Origin of the sequence: Jannaschia seosinensis (assembly GCF_001408515.1) — a bacterium.
Lineage (GTDB): Bacteria > Pseudomonadota > Alphaproteobacteria > Rhodobacterales > Rhodobacteraceae > Jannaschia > Jannaschia seosinensis.
On sequence record NZ_CYPR01000203.1, the window covers coordinates 17,264 to 40,318 of the forward strand.

25 protein-coding genes are annotated in these 23,055 nt (G+C 70.3%); 7 read left to right on the plus strand and 18 right to left on the minus strand.

Annotated elements, in window-relative coordinates; genetic code table 11:
* The first annotated feature begins 10 nt into the window (after positions 1-10).
* Complete coding sequence (locus tag JSE7799_RS15275) at positions 11-478, plus strand: hypothetical protein (protein ID WP_055664380.1); 468 nt, start codon at positions 11-13, stop codon at positions 476-478.
* On the opposite strand, the gene JSE7799_RS15280 is transcribed toward JSE7799_RS15275, so the two are convergent.
* Positions 463-960: an MgtC/SapB family protein gene (locus tag JSE7799_RS15280; RefSeq protein ID WP_055664381.1), complete on the minus strand. Its 498-nt coding sequence runs from the start codon at positions 958-960 to the stop codon at positions 463-465. The genes JSE7799_RS15275 and JSE7799_RS15280 overlap by 16 nt on opposite strands.
* Positions 961-1,071: 111 nt before the next feature.
* Between JSE7799_RS15280 and JSE7799_RS15285 the strand changes: the two genes are divergently transcribed.
* On the plus strand, positions 1,072-1,965 hold the full coding sequence (locus JSE7799_RS15285) for an EamA family transporter (protein WP_055664382.1): 894 nt from the start codon (positions 1,072-1,074) through the stop codon (positions 1,963-1,965).
* A gap of 36 nt (positions 1,966-2,001) precedes the next feature.
* A complete protein-coding gene (locus JSE7799_RS15290; RefSeq protein WP_055664383.1) occupies positions 2,002-2,610 on the plus strand; it encodes an inner membrane-spanning protein YciB in 609 nt (202 codons plus the stop codon).
* 25 nt (positions 2,611-2,635) lie between these two features.
* On the opposite strand, the gene JSE7799_RS15295 is transcribed toward JSE7799_RS15290, so the two are convergent.
* Positions 2,636-4,180, minus strand: a complete 1,545-nt coding sequence (locus tag JSE7799_RS15295) for a pseudouridine synthase (protein WP_083480624.1) — start codon at positions 4,178-4,180, stop codon at positions 2,636-2,638.
* Between the two features lie 55 nt (positions 4,181-4,235).
* On the opposite strand from JSE7799_RS15295, the gene JSE7799_RS15300 reads away from it, so the two are divergent.
* Positions 4,236-4,682 carry a nucleoside deaminase gene (locus tag JSE7799_RS15300; RefSeq protein WP_055664384.1) on the plus strand — a complete coding sequence of 149 codons (447 nt, stop codon included), beginning with the start codon at positions 4,236-4,238 and terminating at the stop codon, positions 4,680-4,682.
* Here the strand turns inward: JSE7799_RS15300 and JSE7799_RS15305 are convergent.
* The 9 genes from JSE7799_RS15305 to JSE7799_RS15345 all read right to left on the minus strand — a co-directional run bounded on the left by JSE7799_RS15305 (position 4,679) and on the right by JSE7799_RS15345 (position 15,307).
* Positions 4,679-5,656 (minus strand): P1 family peptidase, encoded by a 978-nt coding sequence (locus tag JSE7799_RS15305; RefSeq protein WP_055664385.1) that lies wholly within the window; start codon positions 5,654-5,656, stop codon positions 4,679-4,681. The two genes, JSE7799_RS15300 and JSE7799_RS15305, sit on opposite strands and share 4 nt — an antisense overlap.
* Positions 5,653-5,961, minus strand: coding sequence for a hypothetical protein (locus JSE7799_RS15310; protein ID WP_055664386.1), 309 nt, complete (start codon positions 5,959-5,961; stop codon positions 5,653-5,655). The genes JSE7799_RS15305 and JSE7799_RS15310 overlap by 4 nt, the downstream gene beginning before the upstream one ends.
* 125 nt (positions 5,962-6,086) lie before the next feature.
* A complete protein-coding gene (locus tag JSE7799_RS15315; protein ID WP_055664387.1) occupies positions 6,087-6,827 on the minus strand; it encodes an SDR family oxidoreductase in 741 nt (246 codons plus the stop codon).
* A 145-nt stretch (positions 6,828-6,972) separates the two neighbouring features.
* Positions 6,973-8,409 carry an aldehyde dehydrogenase family protein gene (locus tag JSE7799_RS15320; protein ID WP_055664388.1) on the minus strand — a complete coding sequence of 479 codons (1,437 nt, stop codon included), beginning with the start codon at positions 8,407-8,409 and terminating at the stop codon, positions 6,973-6,975.
* Entirely contained in the window at positions 8,387-9,958 is a 1,572-nt protein-coding gene (locus JSE7799_RS15325; protein WP_055664389.1) for an ABC transporter ATP-binding protein, read from the minus strand. Before JSE7799_RS15325 ends, JSE7799_RS15320 begins: the two co-directional genes overlap by 23 nt.
* A 67-nt stretch (positions 9,959-10,025) precedes the next feature.
* Positions 10,026-10,859, minus strand: coding sequence for an ABC transporter permease (locus JSE7799_RS15330; protein WP_055664390.1), 834 nt, complete (start codon positions 10,857-10,859; stop codon positions 10,026-10,028).
* Positions 10,859-11,800, minus strand: coding sequence for an ABC transporter permease (locus JSE7799_RS15335; protein WP_055664391.1), 942 nt, complete (start codon positions 11,798-11,800; stop codon positions 10,859-10,861). The genes JSE7799_RS15330 and JSE7799_RS15335 overlap by 1 nt, the downstream gene beginning before the upstream one ends.
* 247 nt (positions 11,801-12,047) lie before the next feature.
* The gene (locus JSE7799_RS15340; protein ID WP_144431749.1) at positions 12,048-14,615 is read right to left on the minus strand and encodes an ABC transporter permease; all 2,568 of its coding nucleotides are present in this window, start codon (positions 14,613-14,615) and stop codon (positions 12,048-12,050) included.
* Positions 14,612-15,307, minus strand: a complete 696-nt coding sequence (locus JSE7799_RS15345; protein WP_055664392.1) for an ABC transporter ATP-binding protein — start codon at positions 15,305-15,307, stop codon at positions 14,612-14,614. The genes JSE7799_RS15340 and JSE7799_RS15345 overlap by 4 nt, the downstream gene beginning before the upstream one ends.
* Here JSE7799_RS15345 and JSE7799_RS15350 point away from each other — a divergent pair.
* Together JSE7799_RS15350 and glpK are read left to right on the plus strand one after the other, a co-directional pair.
* Positions 15,306-16,001 carry an arylesterase gene (locus JSE7799_RS15350; protein WP_083480625.1) on the plus strand — a complete coding sequence of 232 codons (696 nt, stop codon included), beginning with the start codon at positions 15,306-15,308 and terminating at the stop codon, positions 15,999-16,001. The genes JSE7799_RS15345 and JSE7799_RS15350 overlap by 2 nt on opposite strands.
* 107 nt (positions 16,002-16,108) lie before the next feature.
* Positions 16,109-17,581 (plus strand): glycerol kinase GlpK, encoded by a 1,473-nt coding sequence (gene glpK / locus JSE7799_RS15355; RefSeq protein ID WP_055664393.1) that lies wholly within the window; start codon positions 16,109-16,111, stop codon positions 17,579-17,581.
* Between the two features lie 21 nt (positions 17,582-17,602).
* Here the strand turns inward: glpK and JSE7799_RS15360 are convergent, their stop codons facing one another.
* The 4 genes from JSE7799_RS15360 to JSE7799_RS15375 form a co-directional block, all read right to left on the minus strand.
* Positions 17,603-18,136 (minus strand): GNAT family N-acetyltransferase, encoded by a 534-nt coding sequence (locus JSE7799_RS15360; RefSeq protein ID WP_055664394.1) that lies wholly within the window; start codon positions 18,134-18,136, stop codon positions 17,603-17,605.
* Complete coding sequence (locus JSE7799_RS15365; protein ID WP_055664395.1) at positions 18,133-19,269, minus strand: alpha-hydroxy acid oxidase; 1,137 nt, start codon at positions 19,267-19,269, stop codon at positions 18,133-18,135. Before JSE7799_RS15365 ends, JSE7799_RS15360 begins: the two co-directional genes overlap by 4 nt.
* A 66-nt stretch (positions 19,270-19,335) precedes the next feature.
* On the minus strand, positions 19,336-20,322 hold the full coding sequence (locus tag JSE7799_RS15370) for an NAD(P)H-quinone oxidoreductase (RefSeq protein WP_055664396.1): 987 nt from the start codon (positions 20,320-20,322) through the stop codon (positions 19,336-19,338).
* A gap of 62 nt (positions 20,323-20,384) precedes the next feature.
* Positions 20,385-21,080, minus strand: coding sequence for a COQ9 family protein (locus JSE7799_RS15375; RefSeq protein ID WP_055664397.1), 696 nt, complete (start codon positions 21,078-21,080; stop codon positions 20,385-20,387).
* A gap of 108 nt (positions 21,081-21,188) precedes the next feature.
* Between JSE7799_RS15375 and rpsU the strand changes: the two genes are divergently transcribed.
* A complete protein-coding gene (gene rpsU / locus JSE7799_RS15380; RefSeq protein WP_055082236.1) occupies positions 21,189-21,395 on the plus strand; it encodes a 30S ribosomal protein S21 in 207 nt (68 codons plus the stop codon).
* Between the two features lie 292 nt (positions 21,396-21,687).
* Here rpsU and JSE7799_RS15385 read toward each other — a convergent pair whose 3' ends face one another.
* The 3 genes from JSE7799_RS15385 to JSE7799_RS15390 all read right to left on the minus strand — a co-directional run bounded on the left by JSE7799_RS15385 (position 21,688) and on the right by JSE7799_RS15390 (position 23,019).
* The gene (locus JSE7799_RS15385) at positions 21,688-22,284 is read right to left on the minus strand and encodes a hypothetical protein (protein WP_055664398.1); all 597 of its coding nucleotides are present in this window, start codon (positions 22,282-22,284) and stop codon (positions 21,688-21,690) included.
* A 4-nt stretch (positions 22,285-22,288) separates the two neighbouring features.
* Positions 22,289-22,432 carry an aa3-type cytochrome c oxidase subunit IV gene (locus tag JSE7799_RS20060; RefSeq protein WP_083480626.1) on the minus strand — a complete coding sequence of 48 codons (144 nt, stop codon included), beginning with the start codon at positions 22,430-22,432 and terminating at the stop codon, positions 22,289-22,291.
* 74 nt (positions 22,433-22,506) lie between these two features.
* Positions 22,507-23,019 carry a hypothetical protein gene (locus tag JSE7799_RS15390; RefSeq protein WP_055664399.1) on the minus strand — a complete coding sequence of 171 codons (513 nt, stop codon included), beginning with the start codon at positions 23,017-23,019 and terminating at the stop codon, positions 22,507-22,509.
* Between the last annotated feature and the right edge of the window lie 36 nt (positions 23,020-23,055).

Genomic DNA, 23,055 nt, shown 5'->3' on the forward strand with positions numbered 1-23,055 from the left:
GACGGGTCCCGTGACGCGGCGGGCCGACCCGGTCGCCCTGACCGAAAATCCTCCGGCCGATGCCGAGCGCGACGCCTTGCTCGCCGCTGCCGGTCAGCCGCCGGCGGAACGCGCACCCGGCGGATTTCGCGGGGTCGCGGCCTTCTGGGCGCGGGATCGGGATCTGCTGGTGGGGCAGGGCGTGGTTCTGGAGCTGAGGAGGAGTGCCGCCGCACGGCGTGAACTGACCGCGACGGACGATCCGCGCCTTGCCGTCGGACTGATCGAATTGCTCTGCGTGCGGCCCGAATACCGCTGGGACGGGTTGGAGGAGCGGTTGATGCGGGCGCTCCTGCACCGGTTCCGCGCCCGCGTGCCGTGTCGGGATGCGCTGATCTACGTGGGTGAGACGCGCGCGCCCGTCCTGTTGTCGACGCTGGTGGATGTGGCGCCAAGCGCCGTCGATCCGCTCCTGCGGCCGGGTCAGTCCAGATCCTGAGACTTGGACCCGATGCGTCGCTCCACTGCCCCGATCACGGCGACGATGGCGATGATCAGCAGCGTCGCCGTCAGAGCCAGAACCCCCTGACCTGCGCCGCTGGCCAATCCAACCGCCCCGGCCAGCCACATTGACGCACCGGTGGTGATGTTGCGCACCTTGCCGCCGCTGGCGAAGATGATCCCCGCCGCCAGGAACGCGACCCCGCTGGTCACCGCCTCGATCAGGCGCAGCGGATCGACCCGGATTGTCGCATCGGATCCGTATTCGAGGCTCGCCAGTTCCTGCCCCACAATGGTGAAGAGACAGGCGGCGATGCCCACCAGCATGTGCGTGCGCAAGCCCGCAGGCTTGTGGCGCGTTTCCCGCTCCAGCCCGATCGCGCCGCACAGAACCGCCGCCAGGATCAGCCGCGCGGCCGCGACGGAAAAGGGTACGACCGTGAAGCTGCCAGTCAGGTCTGCGATGAGGGCGTCGATCATGCAGTCTCTGTAACGTGCGTGGCGAGACGTTCAAGCGGCCCGAGATGATCCGTCGCGGCTTGCGCCAGCCCCCGCGCAATGTGACATGGACGCGCAGCTGACGGAGCCTCGATGACCGACTGGATCACCGCCATTGAGGGCACCGAGACGGGGCGTATCGCGGCGATGGTCCTCGCGCTGACGGCGGCGTTCCTGCACGCGTTGTTCGGGGCATTGCAGAAGGGCCGCTACGACCCCTGGACGTCGCGCGTGGCGATCGATGCGGGGCTGGTCGTCCTGTCGGCGCCGATCGCGCTGTTCCTCGTGCCGTGGCCGGAGCCTTCGCATTGGTGGATCTATGTCGGCGTGGTCCTCATCCACCTGACCTACAAGTCGCTGATGGCGGCGACGTATGACCGCGGGGCCTATACGGTCGTCTATCCGGTGGTGCGCGGGACGGCACCGGTCTTCACCGTGCTGGGGGCGGGGGCGATCTTCGGGGAGGTGTTCTCGGCGGGGCAATGGCTGGGCGTGGCGCTTCTCGTGGGGGGCATGTTCGGCCTGTCGGTCTACAACATGCGCAAGATCGTCGTCGCGCGCGAGACGCTGATCCCGGCTCTGGGCTTTGCGGTGGCGACGGGCCTGTCGGTCGCGCTCTATACGACGTGGGACGCCTACGGCATCCGGGTAGAGCCCAACCCCTTCACCTTCATCGCGTGGTTCTTCTTCCTCAGCTCGCTCGACTTTCCGCTGATCGCGCTGGTGCGGCGGGGATGGCGGTGGCCGGAGCCCGCGCTGATCCGGCTGGGCGGCCTCGGCGCGGTGATCGGGTGGGGCAGCTTCGGCTCGGTGATGCTGGCCACGCGGCTCGACAGCGTGGGAGAGGCGGCGATCCTGCGCGAGACGTCGACAGTTTTCGCCGCGCTGATCGGCTGGATCGTCCTCAAGGAGAGCGTGGGCCCCCGCCGGCTGGGGCTGATGGCGCTCATCGCGCTCGGTGCCGTGGTGGTGGAGTTCGGCGGCTAGGATCCTTATGTGGATCTCAACGAAAGGGAGAGCCCAATGACCGAACGACCCGGCCCCGGCTGGCACAAGACCGCTCTGGAACTTGGCCCCGTCGCGGCATTCTTCGCCGGCTACGTGTTGCTCAAGGACCAGACGTTCACGATCGCCGGCACGGCTTATGACGGCTTCATCGTCGTCACCGCGCTGTTCGTTCCGCTGATCCTGATCTCCACGGCCGCGCTCTGGCGGCTGACGGGGCGGCTCAGTCACATGCAGATCGTCACGGCGGTCCTCGTGACGGTATTCGGCGGGCTGTCCGTCTGGCTCAACGACGAGCGGTTCTTCAAGATGAAGCCCACGCTCATCTATCTGCTGTTCGCCAGCGTGCTGTTCTTCGGCCTCTATCGCGGGCGCAGCTATCTCGCCATGGTCCTGTCGGAGGCGATGCCGCTGACGCCTGCGGGATGGATGAAGCTGACGCGGAGGATGGCGTGGTTCTTCGTCGCGCTGGCCGTGGCAAACGAGGCGATCTGGCGCACGATGTCCACCGACGCCTGGGTCAACTTCAAGACGTTCGGCCTGCCGGTGGCGATGTTCGCGTTCTTCATCGCCCAATCGGGGCTGATGCAGGCCCACACCCCGCCGCCGACCGAAGGCCCGGACTGAGCCGGGCCGCCTCCCGGCGGGCGGCTCACCCTTTCGGGTCGTCGTCGCCGGGCTTGCGCATCCGCTTGGTCGAGGCCGGCTTGGCGGGCTTCGAGATGCCGCGCCCCTTCTGCCCGCCCTTGCGGATGCTGACGGAGGTGTCGGCGCGCATCCGCGCCGTCCGCTCGGCCTTCGTCTCCTTCGGGCGATCCGGGGCCGCGTCGCGCTTGGGTCCGCCCGCCTTGTCGTCCCTGCGGGGGCCGCGGTCATCCTCCCGGCGCGGTTTCCGGCCTCCGTCCTTTGCAAAGTGCGGTTTGGAATCACCGTCCCGCGGCTTGCGGTCGCCGTCCTTCGCGAAGCGCGGCTTGCCGTCACCATCCCGTGGCTTCCGGTCACCATCCTTGGCGAAACGCGGCTTGGCATCGCCATCGCGCGGTTTGCGGTCGCCGTCGCGCGCGGCAAACGGCTTCCCGCCCGGCCGTGCGGGCCGCCCGGCATCATCTGACCGTCGCGGGCCGCCCTTGGCATGGGCGGGCTTGCCATCCGGCCGCGCGGGCCGTGCGGGGCGGGAGCCGTCGCCATCGTTGCGCGTCACCGGCGGCTTGCCGGTGCGGGGTCGGTCGGGCCGCGCCGCATCCTCGGCGCGGGCATTGCCGGGACCGCGCGGCTTGCCCTGCGCGTTCCCTTTCGGGCCGCCCTCGCGCGGTTTGCCGCGTCCGTGCTCGACCAGCCTGTCGCCCGAAGGCCGGGGCTTGCGCCCGCCCGGGCCCGATGGCCGTCCGCCCTTGGCGCCCCCTTTCGGGCCGCCCTTTTCATCCGCCATCGCGGTCTCCTTCCGGCCCTCGGCCAGTTCACCCTCATAGGTCCCGCCAAGCTGATCGCGCAGCACGCGCGGCTTGACCTCCTCGACCTCGCCCGGCTCCAGCGAGCCGAGCTGGAACGGCCCGTAGCTCACCCGGATCAGCCGGTTCACATAAAGCCCCACGGCATCCATCGCGCGACGGATCTCGCGGTTCTTGCCCTCGCGCAGCCCGATGGTCAGCCAGGCATTGGCGCCTTTCTGCCGGTCGAGCGTGACCTGCATCGGCGCGAACGTCTCGCCCTCGACCTCGATCCCCGTGCGCAGGCGCTCCAGCGCGGCCTCGTCCGGCGTCCCGTTCACCCGGACCCGATAACGGCGCAGCCAGCCCGTCGCCGGCAGTTCCAGCTGCCGCTTCAGCGCGCCGTCATTGGTCAGCAGAAGCAGACCTTCCGACGTCAGGTCGAGGCGCCCCACCGACAGGACGCGGCCCATTTCCTCGGGCAGGGCATCGAACACCGTCTCGCGCCCCTTCTCGTCGCGCGCCGTCGTCACCAGCCCCGCTGGCTTGTGGTAAAGCCATACGCGCGCCGCCTCGGGTTCGGGCAGGGGCTGCCCGTCGACCGCCACGCGGTCCCCCGGCACGACATTGTGCGCCACGTTCGACACGGTCCGGCCGTTCACCGTCACGCGCAGGTCCGCGACCATGCCTTCGGCGTCCCGGCGCGACGCCAGTCCCGCCCGTGCGATCACCTTGGCGATCCGCTCGCCGTCTCTGCTTTCATTCGCCATATGCGCGCTCTACCCGCCTTGCCTCGGCGCTGTCCACAGGGCATCTCTGCGCCCCATGTTCCGCTCCTTCATGCCGCAGGCCCTCGAAGAGGCCCGCGCCGCCGCCGCCCGTGGCGAGGTGCCGGTGGGTGCGGTCGTCACCCGTGGCGATACGATCCTCGCGCGCGCCGGAAACCGGATGCGGGAGCTATGCGATCCGACCGCCCATGCCGAGATGCTGGCGATCCGCGCGGCCTGCGCCGTGCTCGGCTCGGGGCGCCTGACCGGCTGTGCATTGTGGGTGACGCTGGAGCCCTGCGCGATGTGCGCGGCGGGCATCGCGCATGCCCGGCTCGATCGGCTGCATTTCGGGGCGTCGGATCCGAAATCGGGCGGTGTGTTGCATGGCGCGCGCGTCTTCACGCATCCGCAGGCCCATCACGTGCCCGAATGGCATGACGGGCTGGAGGCGGAGGCGTCGGCGGCGCTCCTGCGCAACTTCTTCGCGGCCCGCAGGGGCTAGCCGAAGCGCGAGCCCCATGTCGGATGCGACCCCTGCGCCGTTGCCGCGAAGACCCCCCGCGCGACCGCCCGCGCCAGACAGCACGCCGCCGCATGGCCCAGCCGCAGACCGTCCCAGACCGGATCGGCCAGCGGCCGCGCCCCGGTGGCGGCGGCAAAGATCAGGTCTCCGTCCATCGGCGTGTGGCTGGGCATAATGGCGCGGGCCATGCCGTCATGAGCCGCGGTCGCGAGGCGCGTCGCCTCGGCCTGAGTGAGGTGCGCATCGGTCGCAACGATGGCGATGGTCGTCGCCGTGCCGGGCGGCCGGTCGCCGTAGGGCTCCCATGCGGGGTCGAACGAGGCCTGTCCGCGGCCCCCGAACTCGTCGCCGAACTCGAACGGCGCCGCATGGAACCGCCCTGCATCGTCGCAGACCCGGCCGAGCGCATTCACGGCAACCAATGCGCCGATTGTCACCCCGTTTTTCAGCACCACCGAGGCGGAACCCAGCCCGCCGGCGAGGTCCATCGTCGTTGCCCCGAACCCGGCCCCGGCGCTGCCGGTCCCGAATGTCGTCGCGGCCGCGTTCAACGCCGCGCGGCCGAGCGCGCCATAGGGGTTGACCTCCCACGCCTTGTCGCCGCCATTGAGCAGATCGAACAGGATCGCGCCCGGCACGATCGGCACGCGTTGTCCGCCGACGGCGAAGCCGCGCCCCGCCGCGCGCAGCCCGTCGGCCACCCCCGACGCCGCATCGAGCCCCAGGGCCGATCCACCCGACAGGACGAGCGCGTCCACCTCCTGCACCAGCTTGTCCGGGGCGAGCAGGTCCGTCTCCCGCGTGCCGGGCGCGCCGCCCATCACATGCACGCCCGCCACGAACGGCGCGTCACCCGTCAAGACCGTGGCACCGGAGCGCAGCGCCGCGTCATGGGCATTGCCGACGCGCAGACCCGCCACGTCGGTGATCAGATTGCGGGGTCCGGGTCTCATCCGTCCTCCGGCAGGACGGCGCGGGTCAGGGTGCCGGTGAACCGGCCCACGGGGCGCAGGCGGGCGGTCGGCTCCTGCGGCACGCCCGAGCCGGGGAAGGTCAGGACGAGGACGTCCCCGCTCCCCTCCGGCAGGTCCGGCAGATCGGTGCCGAACCAATGCGCGAGGCGCGTCTTGAAGGGCCGGGCCACCACCTCCACCTGATCGAGGTCGGCCTCGGGGCACACGTCCAGCAGATGCGCGAAGGCGAGCTGCTGCGATGCGAACTCGCCGGCGAGAATGCCGATCGTGGCGCGGAACTTCATCGCGGCGCTGTTCCCGCCGATGCGCGCACATCGATGACGACCCGTGCCGCACCCTTGGTGGGCACAGGCAGGCCGCGATGCGTCGCGCGTGCCGGATCGATGTCGGTCAACATCCGCGTCTCCCTTCAGATACAGCGCCCGCCATCCACCTCGAGAGCGACGCCGGTGATCATGCTCGCCGCGTCCGAGCACAGGAACGCCGCAGCCTCGCCCATGTCGCGCGGCGTCGAGAAACGGCCGAGCGGGATCGTGGACAGGAACTTCGCCCGCATCTCGGGGGTGTCCTCGCCCATGAACGACGACAGCAGCGGCGTCTCGCCCGCCACCGGGTTGATCGCATTGACGCGGATGCCCTCGGGCGCAAGCTCCACCGCCATGGCTTTCGTCGCGGTGATCATCCACCCCTTCGAGGCGTTGTACCAGTTGAGGCGCGGCCGCGGCGACACTCCCGCCGTCGAGGCCACGTTCAAAATCGCGCCCGCCCTGGCGGATTTCATCACCGGCACGACATGGCGGGCCGACAGGAAAACCGACTTGGCGTTGACCGACAGGACGCGGTCGAATTCCGCCTCGGTCACCTCCTCCATCGACTGCGGCTTGTGCGTGACGCCCGCATTGTTGACAAGAATGTCGATGCGGCCCCATTCGTCCATCGCGCGCGCCACGAGGGCCGCCCAATCCTCGTCGCGGGTGACGTCGACGGCATGATGCAGGCCGCCCACCGTCTCGGCCACGCGGGCCGCCCCGTCGGCATTCACATCGGCCACGATGACGCGTGCGCCCTCGGCGGCGAAGCACTCGACGATGCCTTGACCGAAGCCCGAGGCGCCGCCGGTCACGATGGCGGTCCGGTCCTGAAGTCGCATGTTACCTCCCCTGCGGATTCGGCGGGATACTGCACCGCCCGTCCGGCCGCGTCACGCCTTTGCCGCAGGTTTGTGCCACGTCGACGGCCACCGCAAAGATGCCGCCCGATGCGGGAGAAAGGGGCCGCCTGCGCCGTCTTCCGCGTCAGCCATGCAACGCCGCCACCGTCTTGAGCTGGCTGAAGCCGTAGAGCGCCTCGAACCCTTTTTCGCGCCCGTGCCCCGATTTGCCCACGCCGCCGAAGGGCAGTTCGACCCCGCCGCCCGCGCCGTAATTGTTCAGGAACACCTGCCCGCAATGCAGATCGCGCGCCATCCGCATCTGGCAGGCGCCGTCGCGGGTCCAGACCCCGGCGACGAGGCCGTAATCGGTGCCGTTCGCGATGGCGAGGGCCTCGGCCTCGGAGGCGAAGGGGATCACGACCTGAACGGGGCCGAAGATCTCCGCCTGCGCAAGCGGATGATCGGGCGCCGCGCCGGTCAGAAGGGTCGGCGCGACCCAGTGGCCCGGCCCGTCCGGCACCTCGGCACGCGCCGCGACGGTAAGATCGCCCGCCTGCGCGAGAAATCCCTCCACGATCCCCTTCTGGCGTGCGGAGATCACCGGCCCCATATCGCGGTCCTCCAGCGCCGGACCCACACGCAGCGCGCGGTAGCTTTCGGACATGCGCGCGACGACCTTGTCGGCCACCGCCTCGTGGACGAGGATGCGCGACGCGGCGGAGCAGGTCTGGCCCGCGTTCTGGATGCCCGCGCGCACGAGGAAGGGCAGGGCCGCGTCGAGGTCGGCATCGTCGAACACGATCTGCGGCGACTTGCCGCCGAGTTCCAGCGTCACCGGCACCACATTCGCCGCCGCGGCCGCCTGCACCGCCGCGCCGGTCGCCACCGAGCCGGTGAAGCTGACATGGTGGATGCCCGGATGCGCCGAGAGTGCCGCCCCGGCCTCCGCCCCGAGCCCCGGCACGACGTTCAGCGCGCCGGCGGGCAGACCCGCGTCGCAGGCAAGGCGCGCGAAGGCCAGCGCGGTCAGGCAGGCTTCCTCGGCGGGTTTGAGGACGCAGGCATTGCCCATGGCGAGCGCCGCGCCCACGGACCGTCCGATGATCTGCATCGGGTAGTTCCATGGCACGATATGGCCCGTGACCCCGTGCGGCTGCCGCAGGGTATACACCGTGTAGCCGTCGAGGAACGGGATCGTCGTCCCGTGCACCTTGTCGGCCGCCCCGCCGTAGAATTCCAGATACCGCGCGAGCGCCAGCGCATCGGCGCGCGCCTGCGCCAGCGGCTTGCCCACGTCCATCGCCTCCAGCCGGGCCAGATCCTCGGCCCGCTCGGCCACCAGCCGGCCCAGCGACGACAGGAGGCGCCCGCGCGTGGCGGCGTCCATCCGGCCCCATTCGCCCGCACGCGCCTCGTGCGCGGCGGCCACGGCGGCGTCGATCTCGCGTGCGCCGCCCCGGGGAATGGCGGCGAAGGTCTCGCCGTTCGACGGGTTCTCGACCGGCAGGCTGTCGGCCGCGCGCAGCCAGCGGCCACCGATCAGCATCTCTTCGCTGTCAAACCAGAGCGGGTCGGTCATGTGGCATTCTCCTTGGGCGTTCATGCGGAATGGCGGGGGTCGCCGCGATCAATTCGCGGGTGTAGTCGGTTTCGGGCGCGTCGAAGAGATCGGCGGTGCGCCCGGCCTCCACGATCCGGCCGCCGCGCATCACCAGCACCCGGTCGCACAGCGCCCGCACCACGCCAAGATCGTGCGAAATGAAGAGATAGGCCAGGCCGAGCCGGTCCTGCAGGTCGGCCAGCAGCGCCAGAACCCGCGCCCGGACACGCACGTCGAGCGCGGAGACGGCCTCGTCCAGCACCACCACGTCGGGGTTGGTGACAAGGGCGCGGGCGATCGCGATACGCTGCCGCTGGCCGCCGGAGAATTCGTGCGGATATTTGGTGAGGTCGGCGGCCGACAGGCCCACCTGCTCCAGCGCGGTGGTGATGCGCGCCTCGGCATCGGGCGGGCGCCCGGTCAGGTGGAACGGCTCGGAGACGATGCGCCGGATCGGCCAGCGGGGATCGAAACTGCCATAGGGATCCTGGAAGACGACGGAGATGCGGGCGCGGTCGGCGCGGGTCATCGCGGTGCCGCCGGGACGGCCCATCAGGTGCACCGACCCGTCCTGCACCGGCTCCAGCCCCAGAAGCGCCCGCGTCAGCGTGGACTTCCCGCAGCCCGATTCCCCCACGAGCCCCAGACTCTCGCCCCGATGGAGCGTCAGCGACACATCCGAGACGGCGGTGAACCCGCCATAGCGGCGGGTGACGCTCCGCGCCTCCAGAACCGGCTCCGGCGCGATGGTCCGCGCGGGGCGGGGCGCCGGACGGGAGGCGGCCAGAAGGTCGCGGGTATACTCCTCGCGCGGGGCGCCGAGGACAGCGGCGGTGGGACCATCCTCGACGATGCGGCCGTCCTTCATTACCGCCACCCGGTCCGCCATGTCCGCCACCACCCCGAGATCGTGCGTGATCAGCAGCAGCGCCATCCCCTCGTCACGCGACAGGTCGCGCAGCAGGTCGAGGATGCGCGCCTGCGTCGTGACATCCAGCGCGGTCGTCGGCTCGTCCGCGATCAGCAGGCGCGGCCGGCAGGCGATGGCCATGGCGATGCAGACCCGCTGCCGCTGACCGCCCGACAATTCGTGCGGGTAACGATCGGCGGGAACGCCCGCGAGACCCACCCGGTCGAGCCGTTCGCGCGCGATCCGCCGGGCCTGCGCGCGCGGCGTGCCGCGGATGCGCAGCGTCTCGGCCACCTGCGCGCCGATCGTGTGCACGGGGTTCAGCGCGAGGGTCGGTTCCTGAAAGATCATCGCCACGTCCGCGCCCCGGATGCGCAGCCAGTCGCGCTCGGGCAGGGCGGTCAGGTCCGTCCCGTCGAGGCGGATCGCCCCGCGCATCCGCGCCCCCCGCGGCAGCAGGCCCGTCGCGGCCAGCGCCGTCATGGACTTGCCGGACCCGGACTCGCCCACGAGGCCCAGCGTTTCGCCGGGCGCGAGGGTCAGCGCAACATCGCGCAGGATCGGCGTCCCCTGGATGGTGAGCGACAGGCCCTCGACGGAAAGGAGAGGCGCGGTCATGCCGATCCTCGCCGGAAGGCGCACGCCCCGCGATACCGGGCAGGCCGGCCGTCCCCCGACATTTCCATCAGACCCCCATGCGACGCAGCCGGGGGTCGAGCGCATCGCGCAGCGCATCGCCCAGCAGGTTCAGCCCAAGCACCATCGCCACGATGGCGAGCCCTGGCATGATGGCGAGTTGCGGCTCGGTGTAGATCATCGTCTGCGCATCGGCGAGCATCCGGCCCCAGGAGGCCGTCGGCGGCTGCGCCCCGAGGCCGACATAGCTCAGCGCCGCCTCCGCGAGGATGCCCAGCGAGAACTGGATCGTCGCCTGCACGATCAGAAGCGACGTGATGTTGGGCAACAGGTGCTGGAACGAGATGAGCGCGCGGCCCTTGCCCGCCACCCGCGCCGCCATGATGTAGTCCAGCGTCCAGATCGGCAGGGCCCCGCCGCGCGCGACGCGGGCGAAGACGGGGATGTTGAAGATGCCGATGGCGAGGATCGCGTTGACCGCCGAGGGGCCGAAGACCGCCGTGATCAGGATCGCGATGACGAGCGACGGAAAGGCGAAGATCAGGTCGTTGCCCCGCATCACCACCTCGTCGAGCCAGCTGCCGCGCCGCGCTGCCGCCAGAAGCCCGAGCGGCACGCCGAGCCCGAGGCCGATGCCCACGGCCAGAAGCGCCACCGCGATCGAGGTCCGCGCGCCGGCCATCAGCATCGACAGCATGTCGCGCCCGTAATGATCCGTGCCCAGCGGATGCGCGGGCGAGGGGGGCAGATTGCGCGCCGAAATGTCGAGCACGCCCACATCGTGCGGCAGCCACACGAGGCTCAGGAGCGCGGCGCCCACGAACAGCGCCGTCAGCGCCGCCCCGATCCATCCCGCGGGGCTCAGCCTGATCCGACCGGACATCATCGCCGCCGCAGCCGGGGATCGGCCAGCGCATAGGCCAGATCCACCGCGAAGGTCACGGCGATGACGGCGAAGACGAGCAGCATGGTCACCGACTGCACCACGATCAGGTCGCGCTGCGTGATAGCCTGAAAGATGAGCCTGCCGAGGCCCGGCAGAAAGAACACGTTCTCGATGATGATCGCACCGGCCAGCAGGAAGGAAAATTGCAGCCCCATGATCGTCAGGACCGGAATTGCGGCGTTGCGCAGGGCGTGACGGACGATCGTGGCCCGCTGCGAGAGGCCCTTGGCGCGGGCCGTGCGGATGTAATCCTGCCCCATCGTGTCGATCAGCGCGCCGCGCAGCACGCGGGCGAGGATCGACGCCTGCGGAAGCGCCAGCGCGATCGCGGGCAGCGTCAGCGCACCGAGCGCGGCCCGGGGGTCGGACCAGCCGGGAAATCCGCCGGCCGAAACCCACCGCAGCTTGACCGCAAAGAGCAGCACCAGAAGCATCGCGAACCAGAAGTTCGGCACCGCGATGCCGAGCTGCGTGGCGCCCATCACGCCCCAATCGGCCGCCGCCCCGCGCCGGGACGCGGCGATCAGCCCCGCCGGAACGGCAATCACGACCGTGAGGATTAGCGCATAGGCCGCCAGCGGCAGCGAAACGCCAACCCGGTCGGCGACCAGTTCGGCCACCGGCACGCGGTAGGTGTAGGATGTCCCGAAATCGCCGCGGAGCATGCCGCCGATCCAGTCGAGGTAGCGAACCGGCAGCGACCCCTCCAATCCCAGATCGGCGCGCAAGGCGGCGACGGTGTCCGGCTGCGCGCCCGTGCCGAGCATGAAGGCCGCCGGGTCGCCCGGCACCGCCTGCAACAGAACGAATATCACCACGCTGGCCGCCACGAGAGACAGGATCAGGGACAGAAGCCGGGTGAGGAGCGCGCGTCGCATGCGCCGGACGCTAGCCGGGGCGCCGGCCGGGGAAAAGGGCAAGGGGCACCCGGACCGCGGAGTTTGATCATCTTTCGTCCCCGCGCGCGACCGGCGCGATCCACCCCCTCGCGGCGAGAGAGGGGCAGGTGCGGTGTTCGTCGCGGCGGGAAGGATGCCAAGCCGCCCGCCATTCCGATATCCGGCGTCCCGGCAAGTCGCGGCAAGTCGCGGCGAGAGCGGACGAAGGGCCGCGGCCGCGCCCGGCTCACTCCTGCGCGCGAAGAACCTGCGCGGGGCGTGCGGCCAAGGGGCGCCACGCGAAGGCCAGCCCGGCGAGAAGCGTCGCCACCGCGCCGCCCACCACGATTGCCGTCGCCGAGACCCACTCGAAGGAATAGGGCGCCTCCATCACGAAGGTCATGATCCCCCAGCCCGCGGCCGCGCCGCCCGCGATGGCCACCACGCCCGCCGCCGCGCCCAACATCGCGGAGCGGATCGCGAAGCTTGCCAGCACGGTCGCGCGCGTCGCGCCCAGCGTCTTGAGGACCGCCGCCTCGAAGACGCGCCCGCGCTCGCCGGCCGCGGCCGCGCCGATCAGCACCACGAACCCGGTCAGAAGCGTCGCGCCCGCCCCCCACGACGTCGCCGCGGCCAGCGCCGAAAGCGCCTCGGTCACCAGCGCGATGGCATCGCGCACGCCGATCGCGGTGATGTTGGGCGCGTCGCCCGCCACCTCGCGCAGAATGCGCGCCTCGGCCTCCTCCTCCGCATAGACGGTCGAGAGCCAGGTATGCGGCGCGCCCTCCAATGCGGCGGTGTTGAAGACCATCACGAACCCGATCCCGCCCGAGGAGAAATCCACCTCGCGGAAGTTCGTGACCGTCCCGGTGATGTCACGGCCCAGCACGTTGAGCGTGACCGTGTCGCCGAGTTCGATGCCCAGCTCCTCCGCCTCCTCGCGGGCGAAGCTGATCTGCGGCGGACCTTCGTAATCCTCGGACCAGAACTCGCCCGCGACGACACGGGTGCCTTCGCCCGGTGCGTCGGCGAAGCTGATCCGCCGGTCGCCGCGCGTGACCCAATGGTCGAATTCGGAGGCGGGGCGGTCGTTGATCGAGCGGACCAAGGCGCCCAGCATCGGGGCCGTGTCGACGCGGCTGATGGCGGGGTCGTTTTCGACCCGGTCAAGGAAGGGGCCGATCTGGTTCGGCTGGATGTCGATGAAGAAGTAGGACGGCGCGATCTCGGGCAGGTCGCGGGCGATGGCCGCGCGCATGTTCGCGTCGATCTGGCCCACGGCGGCGAGGACGGTCAGCCCGAGGCCCAGCGACAGGACGACCGCCGTCGCCTCGCCGCCCGGGCCGCCCACGCTGCCCAGTGCAAGGCGCAGGGCCGGGCGCCCGCGCGTATGGCGAGCCAATACGCGGGCAAGGCGGCGCACCGCGAAGGAAGCGGCCACCAGCACGGCCAGCGCCACGAGGATGCCGCCCGCCGACCACAGTGCCAGCGTCGGAATGCCCGACAGCCACGCAGACAGCCCCACCAGAACGGCCAGCGACAGGCCGAGCGCCACCAGATAGCGCCGCCGTGGCCAGCCCCGCGCGGGGCCGGTCGCGTCACGGAACAACGAGGCGGCCCGGACCTGTTCGGTCCGCGCGAGCGGCCAGAGCGTGAAGATCAGCGCCGTCAGCGCCCCGTATAGTGCAGCCTCTGCCAACGGTCCGGGATGGACGCCGAGCGCCACGGGCACCGGAAGCCGCGCCTCGATGAATGGCCCGGCGGCGAGCGGGATCAGCGTGCCGAGGATCAGGCCAAGGAAGATGCCGAGGGCGGCGAGGACCGCGATCTGCATCATGTAGGCGGCGAAGATCACGCGACCCTCGGCCCCCAGCGTCTTGAGCGTGGCGATCACGCCGGTCTTGCGGTCGAGATAGCTGCGCACCGCCGCCGACACGCCTACGCCGCCCACCGCGAGCCCGGCGAGGCCCACGAGGACGAGGAAGCTGCCCATCCGGTCCACGAATCGCTGGACCTGTGGCGAGGCGTTGCGCCGATCGCGCCAGCGCATGCCCTGATCGGCGAAACGGGCCTCGGTCTCGGCCTCAAGGCGTTCGAGGTCGGCATCTGTCGCCTCGGGGATGACGACGCGGTAATCGGTGTCGAAGAGGCTGCCCTCGCTCAGCAGTCCCGTTCCCTCCAGTGCGGCGGAGGCGACGATGGTGCGCGGCCCGAGGCCGAATCCCGCCCCCCCGGCATCCGGCTCCCGCGTGATGAGCGCGCGCAGCGTGAACGATTTCGACCCGAGCCAAAGCGGATCGCCCACCGACAGACCCAGCCGGTCGGCCAGCACCGGATGCACGATGATCCCGTCATCGGCCAGCGCCTCGGCGATCGGCATCGGCGGGTCCAGCACGACCTCGCCGGTCAGCGGATAGGCCGCGTCGACGGCCTTGACCTGCGTGAGCGCGCGATCCGCCTGCGCCCCGAGCCCGGTGGCGGCCATGGAGCGGAAATCGACGACCTCCCCGACCTCGCCGAGACGTTCGAGATAGGCCCGCTCCTCCGGGCTGGCGCGGCGATAGGCGAATTCCACCTCCGCATCGCCGCCGAGGATGATGCGCCCCTCGCGCGCGAGGCCTTCGGTGATCGACACCCGGACCGATCCGACGGCGGCGATGGCGGCCACGCCCAGAGCCAGACAGGCGAGGAAGATGCGAAAGCCGGTCAGCCCGCCGCGCAATTCCCGGCGCGCGATGGTCGCCGCTTGGCGCAGCCAGATGGCAGGTCCGTCCCGCCGCGTCGCGTGGGCGTCGGGGCCGCTCGCAGCCGTCATTCCGCGGCCTCGGTGCGCACCTTGCGGCGGTCGTCGTCGAGGCGGCCATCGACCAGCCGCACCACCCGGTCGCACCGCTCGGCCAGTTCGCGCGAATGGGTGACGAGGACCAGCGTCGATCCGTGACGGTCGCGAAGGCCGAACAGAAGGTCCATGATCGCCTCGCCCGTGGTCTGGTCGAGATTTCCCGTCGGCTCGTCCGCCAGCAGGATGTCGGGGCGCGGCGCGGCGGCACGGGCCAGCGCCACGCGCTGCTGCTCGCCCCCCGACATCTGCGCGGGGTAATGCCCGGTGCGGTGACCCAGACCCATGGCGTCGAGTTCTGCGGCGGCACGGTCGAAGGCATCGGCCACCCCCGCCAGCTCCAGCGGCGTCGCGACGTTTTCCAGCGCCGTCATCGTCGGGATCAGGTGGAAGGACTGGAACACCACGCCCATATGTTCCCGGCGGAACCGGGCCAGCGCGTCCTCGTCCATCGCGGTCAGATCCCGGCCCAGAGCCCGGACCTCGCCACCGGTGGCACGCTCCAGCCCGCCCATGAGCATGAGGAGAGACGATTTGCCCGACCCCGACGGCCCCACCAGCCCCAGCGTATCCTTCGCCACCACCTCCAGCGTGATCCCGTGCAGGATGTCGACCCGCCCCGCATTTCCGGCGAGCGAAAGGGAGACGTCGCGCAGGGACAGGACCATGGGGCAATTCCTCGGTTGGGCGGCTGCCTCCGGATATGGGACGATGCGGGGGGCGAACAAGGCGGTTCACTTTGCCGCAGCCCTGCTGCTCGCTACGCCGGTGGCGGCCGAAACGGTGCGCGTGGTCGCGCTGGGCGATTCGCTGACGGCGGGCTACGGGCTGCCGGAGAGTGAGGGCTTCGTGCCCCAGCTTCAGGCCTGGCTCGATGCCGAAGGGGTCGATGCGGAGATCGTCAATGCCGGCGTCTCGGGCGACACGACGGCGGGCGGGCTGGCGCGGCTGGGCTGGTCGCTCGACGCGGAGACGGACGCGATGATCGTCGCGCTCGGGGGCAACGACCTGCTTCGCGGCCTGCCGCCGGCAGTGTCGCGCGACAACCTGGAGGCGATCCTGTCGCAGGTCACGGGGGAGCGGGGGCTGCCGGTCCTGTTGATCGGGCTGGAGGCGCCGGGTAATTACGGCGCCGATTACCAAGCCGAATTCGACGCGATGTACCCCGATCTGGCCGCCGAATGGGACGCGCTGCATGTCGACAGCTTCCTTGGGTCGCTGACCGAGGAGGCCGCCCTCGACGAGGCGCGGGCGCGTTACATGCAGCCCGACGGCATCCATCCCAACCGCGACGGCGTGGGCGTGATCGTCGCGGCGATCGGCCCGCGCGTGGTGGAACTCGTCGACCGCGCCGACCCCTAGGACCGTCCCGGCGCAGGCCCGCGGGGCAGGGCGCGGCGGCCCCGTGGACGCCAGCCCTTGCCGCCCCGCCGCCATTCGGCCAGTTTCCTGCGAAAAGGGAGGCCGCCATGCCACATATTCTCGCCATCGACCAAGGCACGACGTCCAGTCGGGCGATCCTCTTCAACGAGAGCCTGCGCCCCGTCGCCAGCGCGCAGGAGGAATTCCCCCAGCATTACCCCGACAGCGGCTGGGTCGAACACGATCCCGAGGATATCTGGCAGAGCGTCGTGCGCACCTGCCGCGACGCGGTGGCCCAGGCCGGCATCGACGCGAGCGACGTCGCCGCCATCGGCATCACCAACCAGCGCGAGACGACGCTGGTCTGGAACCGCAAGACCGGCGAGCCGATTCATCGCGCGATCGTCTGGCAGGACCGCCGCACCGCCGGCTTCTGTCGCGAACACGCCGCGCACGAGGCCATGGTGACGGAACGAACGGGGCTGATCCTCGACCCCTATTTCTCGGGGACAAAGGTGCGCTGGATCCTCGATAACGTCGAAGGCGCCCGAGCGGCGGCCGAGGCGGGCGAACTGGCCTTCGGCACCGTCGACAGCTTCCTGATCTGGAAACTGACCGGCGGCGCGGCGCATGTGACGGATGCCACCAACGCCTCGCGCACGATGCTCTACGACATCCATCGCGGCGACTGGAGCGCCGAGGTCTGCGAGATGCTGGGCGTGCCGCTGTCGATGCTGCCGGAGGTGCGCGATTGCGCCGCCGATTTCGGCACCACCGATTTCCTCGGCCCGAAGATCCCCGTCCTCGGCGTGGCCGGCGATCAGCAGGCGGCGACGCTGGGTCAGGCCTGCTTCGAGAAGGGGATGATGAAATCCACCTACGGGACAGGCTGTTTCGCGCTGCTCAACACCGGAACCAAGCCGGTCGCCTCGCAGAACCGGCTTCTGACCACCGTGGCCTATCAACTCGACGGACAGCCGACCTACGCGCTGGAGGGGTCGATCTTCATCGCGGGCGCCGTGGTCCAGTGGCTGCGCGACGAGCTGGGGATCATCGCGGCGGCCTCCGACACGCAGGCGCTGGCGGAGCGGGCCGACCCCAAGCAGCGTCTCTACCTCGTCCCCGCCTTTACCGGCCTCGGCGCGCCGCATTGGGACCCGGAGGCGCGCGGCGCGATCTTCGGCCTGACGCGCGGAACCGGCGCGGCGGAATTCGCCCGCGCCGCATTGGAAAGCGTCGGCTACCAGAGCCGCGACCTTCTGGAGGCGATGCGCGCCGATATGGGCGGGCTGGGCGAGACGGTGCTGCGCGTCGATGGCGGCATGGTGCCCAGCGAATGGGCGATGCAGTTTTTGGCCGATATCCTCGGCGCCCCGGTCGACCGGCCCGAGATCTCCGAGACCACGGCCCTCGGCGCGGCATGGCTCGCGGGAATGCGGGCGGGGATCTACGGCGGACCGGAGGAGTTTGCCCGGTCCTGGGCGCTCGACCGCCGGTTCGAGCCGGTGATGGAGCCGAAGGAGCGGGACGCGCGCTACGCCGGCTGGACCGATGCCGTGAAGCGGGTGCTCATGCACTAGGTCCGTCGCGGCCTTTCGGGGTCAGAAGGGCCGCTCGGGCGGGTCACCGTCGCCGCGCCCGAGCGGTCGTTGCATGATCACGGTATCGACCCAGCGGCCGTGCTTGAACCCGATCGCGCGGAGCGTTCCGACATCCCGGAATCCCAGCCTGCCGTGGAGGGCGATGGAGGCGGCGTTCCCGCTATCGCCGATGACCGCCACCATCTGGCGCCATCCGCCCGCCTCGCATCGTGCGATCAGGTCGGACATCAACGCTCTGCCGGCCCCCAGGCCGCGACATTCGGGCGCGACATAGACCGAGGTCTCGACGCTGTGGCGGTAGGCCGGCCGGGCGCGCCAGGGGCCGGCATAGGCGTAGCCGATCACCACGCTGTCCCGCACCGCGACGAGGTAAGGCATCCCCGCGTGCAGCAGGGCCGCGCGACGATCCGCCATTTCCTGCGCGTCGGGGGCGATCTCCTCGAACGTGGCGAAGCCGGACGTCACTTCGCCGGCATAGATGCGCGTGATGGCGGGTGTGTCCGCCTCGCGCGAGGGGCGGACCGAAACGGTCATCGCAGCAGCCGCCCCCGCAGGTCCGCCAGCGTGGGTGCGCCGATCTGGGTCATGTTGGCGATCATGTCCTCGCGCAGGATGTGGACCAGGTGGTCCACGCCGCGTGGCCCGAAGGCGGCGAGCGCGTAGTACCAGGCCTTGCCGAGGAACACGAACTCCGCCCCGAGCGCGAGCGCGCGCATGACGTCGAGACCGTCCTCCACCCCGGAGCAGAAATAGACCGGCACGCGCCCCGCAACCCGCTCCACCACGCGGGGCAGGGCGTCGAGCGCCGCGGGACCGCCCTCGAACTGGCGCGCGGAATGGTTGGACACCCAGATCGCGTCCGCCCCCATCTCGATCAGGCGGTCGGCATCCTCGGGATCCTGCACGCCCTTGACCACGAGCGGCCCCTCCCACTCGGCGCGCAGAGCCTCGATATAGGACCAATCGGGATAGACCCGGATCAGGCGCCCCGCATGCTCGAAATGGTCCTTGCCCTTTGCGGTGACATAGCCGCCGGGAAACGCCATGCGGGGCGTCCCCTTCCGCGCCATGCCCATCGCCCACGCCGGGGAGGTGGCGATGGAGGTCATGACCTTGGGCGTCATCCGCGGCGGCATCGACACATGCGCGCGCCGCTGCCGTTCCCGCCGGCTTTCGCCCGGCACGTCGACCGTGACCACCAGCACCCGCCAGCCCGACGCCTTGATCCGGGCCAGCATGTCGCGCCGGACCTCCGGATCCTTGACGGGGTAATGCTGAAACCAGCCCAGATCGCCGACGATGGGGCCGGTATCCTCGGGCGTGGCGGCGGCCACGGTGGACTGGCCGTAGGGAATGCGGTGGCGGCTGGCCGCGCGGGCCAGGTGCCGCTCCGCATCCGGCCAGAGCATGCCGGCCAGTCCGACAGGCGCGATGCCGAAGGGCACCGGGTGGCTGTGACCCAGGGTGGTGCAACTCAGATCGGGATCGATCTCGCCGCCGAGAATCGCGGGCCGGAACCGCACCGCGTCGAGTGCGGCGCGATTGGCGGCGAGCCCGGTTTCCCGACCGGTGCCGGAATCGAGATATTCAAAGGCGAAGTGAGGCATCCGTCGCCGCGCGCGGCTGCGCAGGTCGGACAGGGCGGGGTGTGTGGTGTCGAGATTCATGCCCTACGTTAACGTTTGACGGGCGGGGAGCCAGCCCCTCGCGTCGCCGCAATGCCTCCTGCGGCGTCAGCGCACCTTCAGCACGATCTTTCCGATATGCGCCCCGGCCTCCATCCTGGCATGGGCACGACCGGCCTCCTCCAGCGCGAACACCTCGTCCATCACCGGCGCGATGCGTCCCGAATCGAGCAGCGGCCAGACCTCGTCGCGCAGCGCCTCGGCGATGCGCGCCTTGTCGAGCACGGAGCGCGGCCGCAACGTGGAGCCGGTGATCGTCAGGCGGCGGGTCATCACCTGCGCAAGATTCGCCTGAACCTTTGCGCCGCCGAGAAACGCGATCTGCACCAGCCGCCCGTCATCGGCCAGCGCGTCCAGATTGCGCGCGACGTAATCGCCGCCCACCATGTCGAGGATCAGGTCGGCGCCGCCCGCCGCGCGCAGCACCTCGACGAAATCCGCCTCGCGATAGTTGATCCCCTCGGCGCCGAGACCTTCGCAGGCCGCGACCTTGTCGGCGGAGCCGGCGGTCGCGAACACACGAGCCCCCCGCGCGCGGGCAAGCTGGATCGCGGTCGTTCCGATCCCCGAGGTTCCGCCATGCACGAGGAACCGCTCCCCCGCGCGCAATCGCCCCCGGTCGAACACGTTGGTCCAGACGGTGAAGAATGTCTCGGGCAGGGCGGCGGCCTCCGCCATCGACAGGCTCTCGGGGATGCGCAGCGCGTGATCGGCGGGCGTTACCGCGTATTCGGCATAACCGCCGCCGGGCAGGAGCGCGCAGACCCGATCGCCCGCCTGCCACCGGACCACGCCCGGCCCGACGGCCGCGACGGTTCCCGCACATTCGAGCCCGGGCAGGTCGGACGCTCCCTTCGGCGGATCGTATGCACCCATGCGCTGCAACACATCGGGCCGGTTCACGCCCGCATGGTCGACGGCGATCAGGATCTCGCCGGGTCCGGGCGCGGGGACCGGCCGCTCTGTCACGCTCAGGGCCTCCGGACCGCCCGGCTTGGCGATTTCGACGGCGCGCATCGTTTCGGGGTCGGGCATCAATAATCTCCTGTTTCGCGTCGGGCGACGCTAGCAGGGCGGGCGGGACGGGGCCAAGGCCGTCACGACGGATCCCGCCACAAGCCCGGCAGGTCCCCCCGCGGCGAACGCGCAGGCGCCCGGACCCGGCCCAGCACCGCATTCGGTCCCGCCATCAGCCGCGAGATCAGGGGCGATTTGCGCGCTTGCGCCTTGGCCTTCTCGATCCGCATGACATCCGCGATCCGCCGATCGAGGAAGGCCCAGGTTTCGCGGTCGCCGTCCGATTGGTCGCCCAGCCAGTAGAGCACGACCGACGAATAGACCCCCGACAAGGTCGCCCGCTTGGTGTACCAGTTCACGTCATCGGACGTATCGCCCAGAGCGTCCCAGACGGCGTCGGCCGTGCCCCAGACCGCGCGCGCCCCGTCCGCGGCATGGATCGGCAGGGAAAACAGCGTGACCCCCCGGCGCACGGCTTCGCGATGGGCGCCCGCGATCTCGATCCGGGTGCGCACGGCATGCGCCACGCGGTCGCTGTAGCGCATGTCCGTCAGGTCCTCGCCGCGCAGCTTCTCGACCATCTGGTCGTCGCCCTGGCGGTGGAAGGCGAGCGCGAGGTCGATCGCCCCCCGCGGAAAGATCGTGCGGGCGCGGGCGGGGGGCACCCCGGCATCCGCGACGGCCCGGCGGAACGTGGCCTCGGACCAGCCGTCAAAGGCCACATGCGGCAGGGCCGCATCGATCAGCCGGTTCTTCAGGTCGGGGGTATCGGGCATATCGGTCTCCGTCTCGTTACTGGACAAGCTAGGTCCATCCCGCTAAGTGGCCAACTCCTGCACCGGATGACCGGACCAACTCGAACCTAGAAAGGTGGTGAAAACCACATGCAGGTTAGCGTACGCGACAACAACGTCGATCAGGCCCTTCGGGCCCTGAAGAAGAAGTTGCAGCGCGAGGGGGTGTTCCGCGAGATGAAGCTCAAGCAGCATTTCGAGAAGCCCTCCGAGAAGAAGGCGCGCCAGAAGGCCGAGGCCGTTCGCCGCGCCCGGAAACTCGCACGCAAGAAGGCACAGCGCGAGGGGATGATGTAAGCCGTCCCGGCTTTGCCACGAGACCGACCCCCGGTGCCGAAAGGTGGCGGGGGTTTTTCTTTGGGGGCGCTCCATCCGAATGGATTTGGCGCATATCCCATCGACCTGCTGCGATAGCGTCAGCCGCTTCTGAACTGTGCCGCAATGACGCGTCGGGGCTTTTGGCGCACGAGAATCAGGCTTCGGCGCTTCGGCGAAAATCCGATTCGAATTCGCGATGCACGGAGCCCTGATTGCCGACATCTCCGCCAAGCGAGCACGATCCGGCTGATCCACCGGTGCCCATGGCGCTTCAATTCGGGCGGGGTGTCGGCGTGCCGGCGGTGCTCGCGTCTTCGGTGTCATCGCGCACGACCCGCTCTGTCACGCCGGGCAGGTCGGCGACGTCGCGCATGATCCGCTGCGGGTACCAGGAGCGGTCGACGGCGTCGAAGCCCAAGTCACGCAAGATGCCGCTGACGGCCCTCCCGCAGGTCGCCTTGTTCGCCGGTCCATGCGCCTCCACCAGCCGCAGCGCGCGCGCTGCGATCTCCGGCGTCACCGGAATTTCCTGCAGGACCATGCGGTAGGTCGGCCGCGCGTGGTAATCGACGTAGAAGTCCAGCATCACCGGCGTCACGCCATAGATGACGTCTCCCCGCTCCGGCGCGTTCGGATGCCACCACGTGCCGGCGGGATCGAAGATCACCCGCTGGTCTCCCGACACCATCAGCGCGGAATGGCCGCCGCTGCCGTCGCGGTTGTTGATCGCGGTCATCAGCGTCAGGCTGGGCGGCCCCTCTGCGCGGAAGGCGCGGGCCTGCACCTCCTCCATCGGGGTCCAGACGGCATCAGCCCCGCACCCCGCAAGGATCGGCAGCACAAGCGCAAGCAGCGCCGCGCGAAGCATGAAATCAGGTCCGGAACAGCGCGAGGAAGATCAGGATGGCGATGATGACGATGGTGACCCACTTCGTGAAGGTCATGAACCCGGCAAAGGTCTTTTCCTGCTCGGTGATGTCCATGGTGCCCATCTCGTGCTTTTCCTTCTCGTCCATCGCCACCGGCTCCCTCGGTATGATCGCGTCCGTCGTGCCCTAGCGCAGCATCCCGGCCGTGTCACGAGGCCGTGTCACACCGGGGTGTCGGACGTGGCATCCAGGTCGGCGGCGGACTCGGCGGCCTCTTCTTCTTCGAGCGCGCGGGCGAGGCGGAAGCCGATGCGCTGCGCTTCGGGCCGATCCGTCGGGCGCGGCACGGCACGAAGCAGGACGTTGAGCTGGCTGACATGCTGGATCGACTGCACCCGCATTCCCGCCCCGTCCACGCCCGAGAAGGTGACGATGTCGGGGGCATGAAAACCCAGCCCCTCGATCCGCATCAGCCCGCCCGCGGCGTCGGTGAAGCCCATCGCGGCCTCCTGCTCGGGGTCGAGCGTCTCCTCAAAGGCCTTGAGATAGAGGACCAGCCGCCGATGCGCCCATTCCGCCGCCGACATCTGCTTGGCCGCGCGGGCCAGTTTCTCGGGCATGGGGGGCGTATGATCCTTGCCGTCGGCGCGCATTTCCCGCGCCCGCAATTCGGGGGGCAGGGCGTTGGCCTCCATGGCGTCGGCGGTCGTATGGGTCTCGGATTGTCCGGTCATGGGCGCAATGGTGGCGTGGGCGGGCGGCGCGTCAAG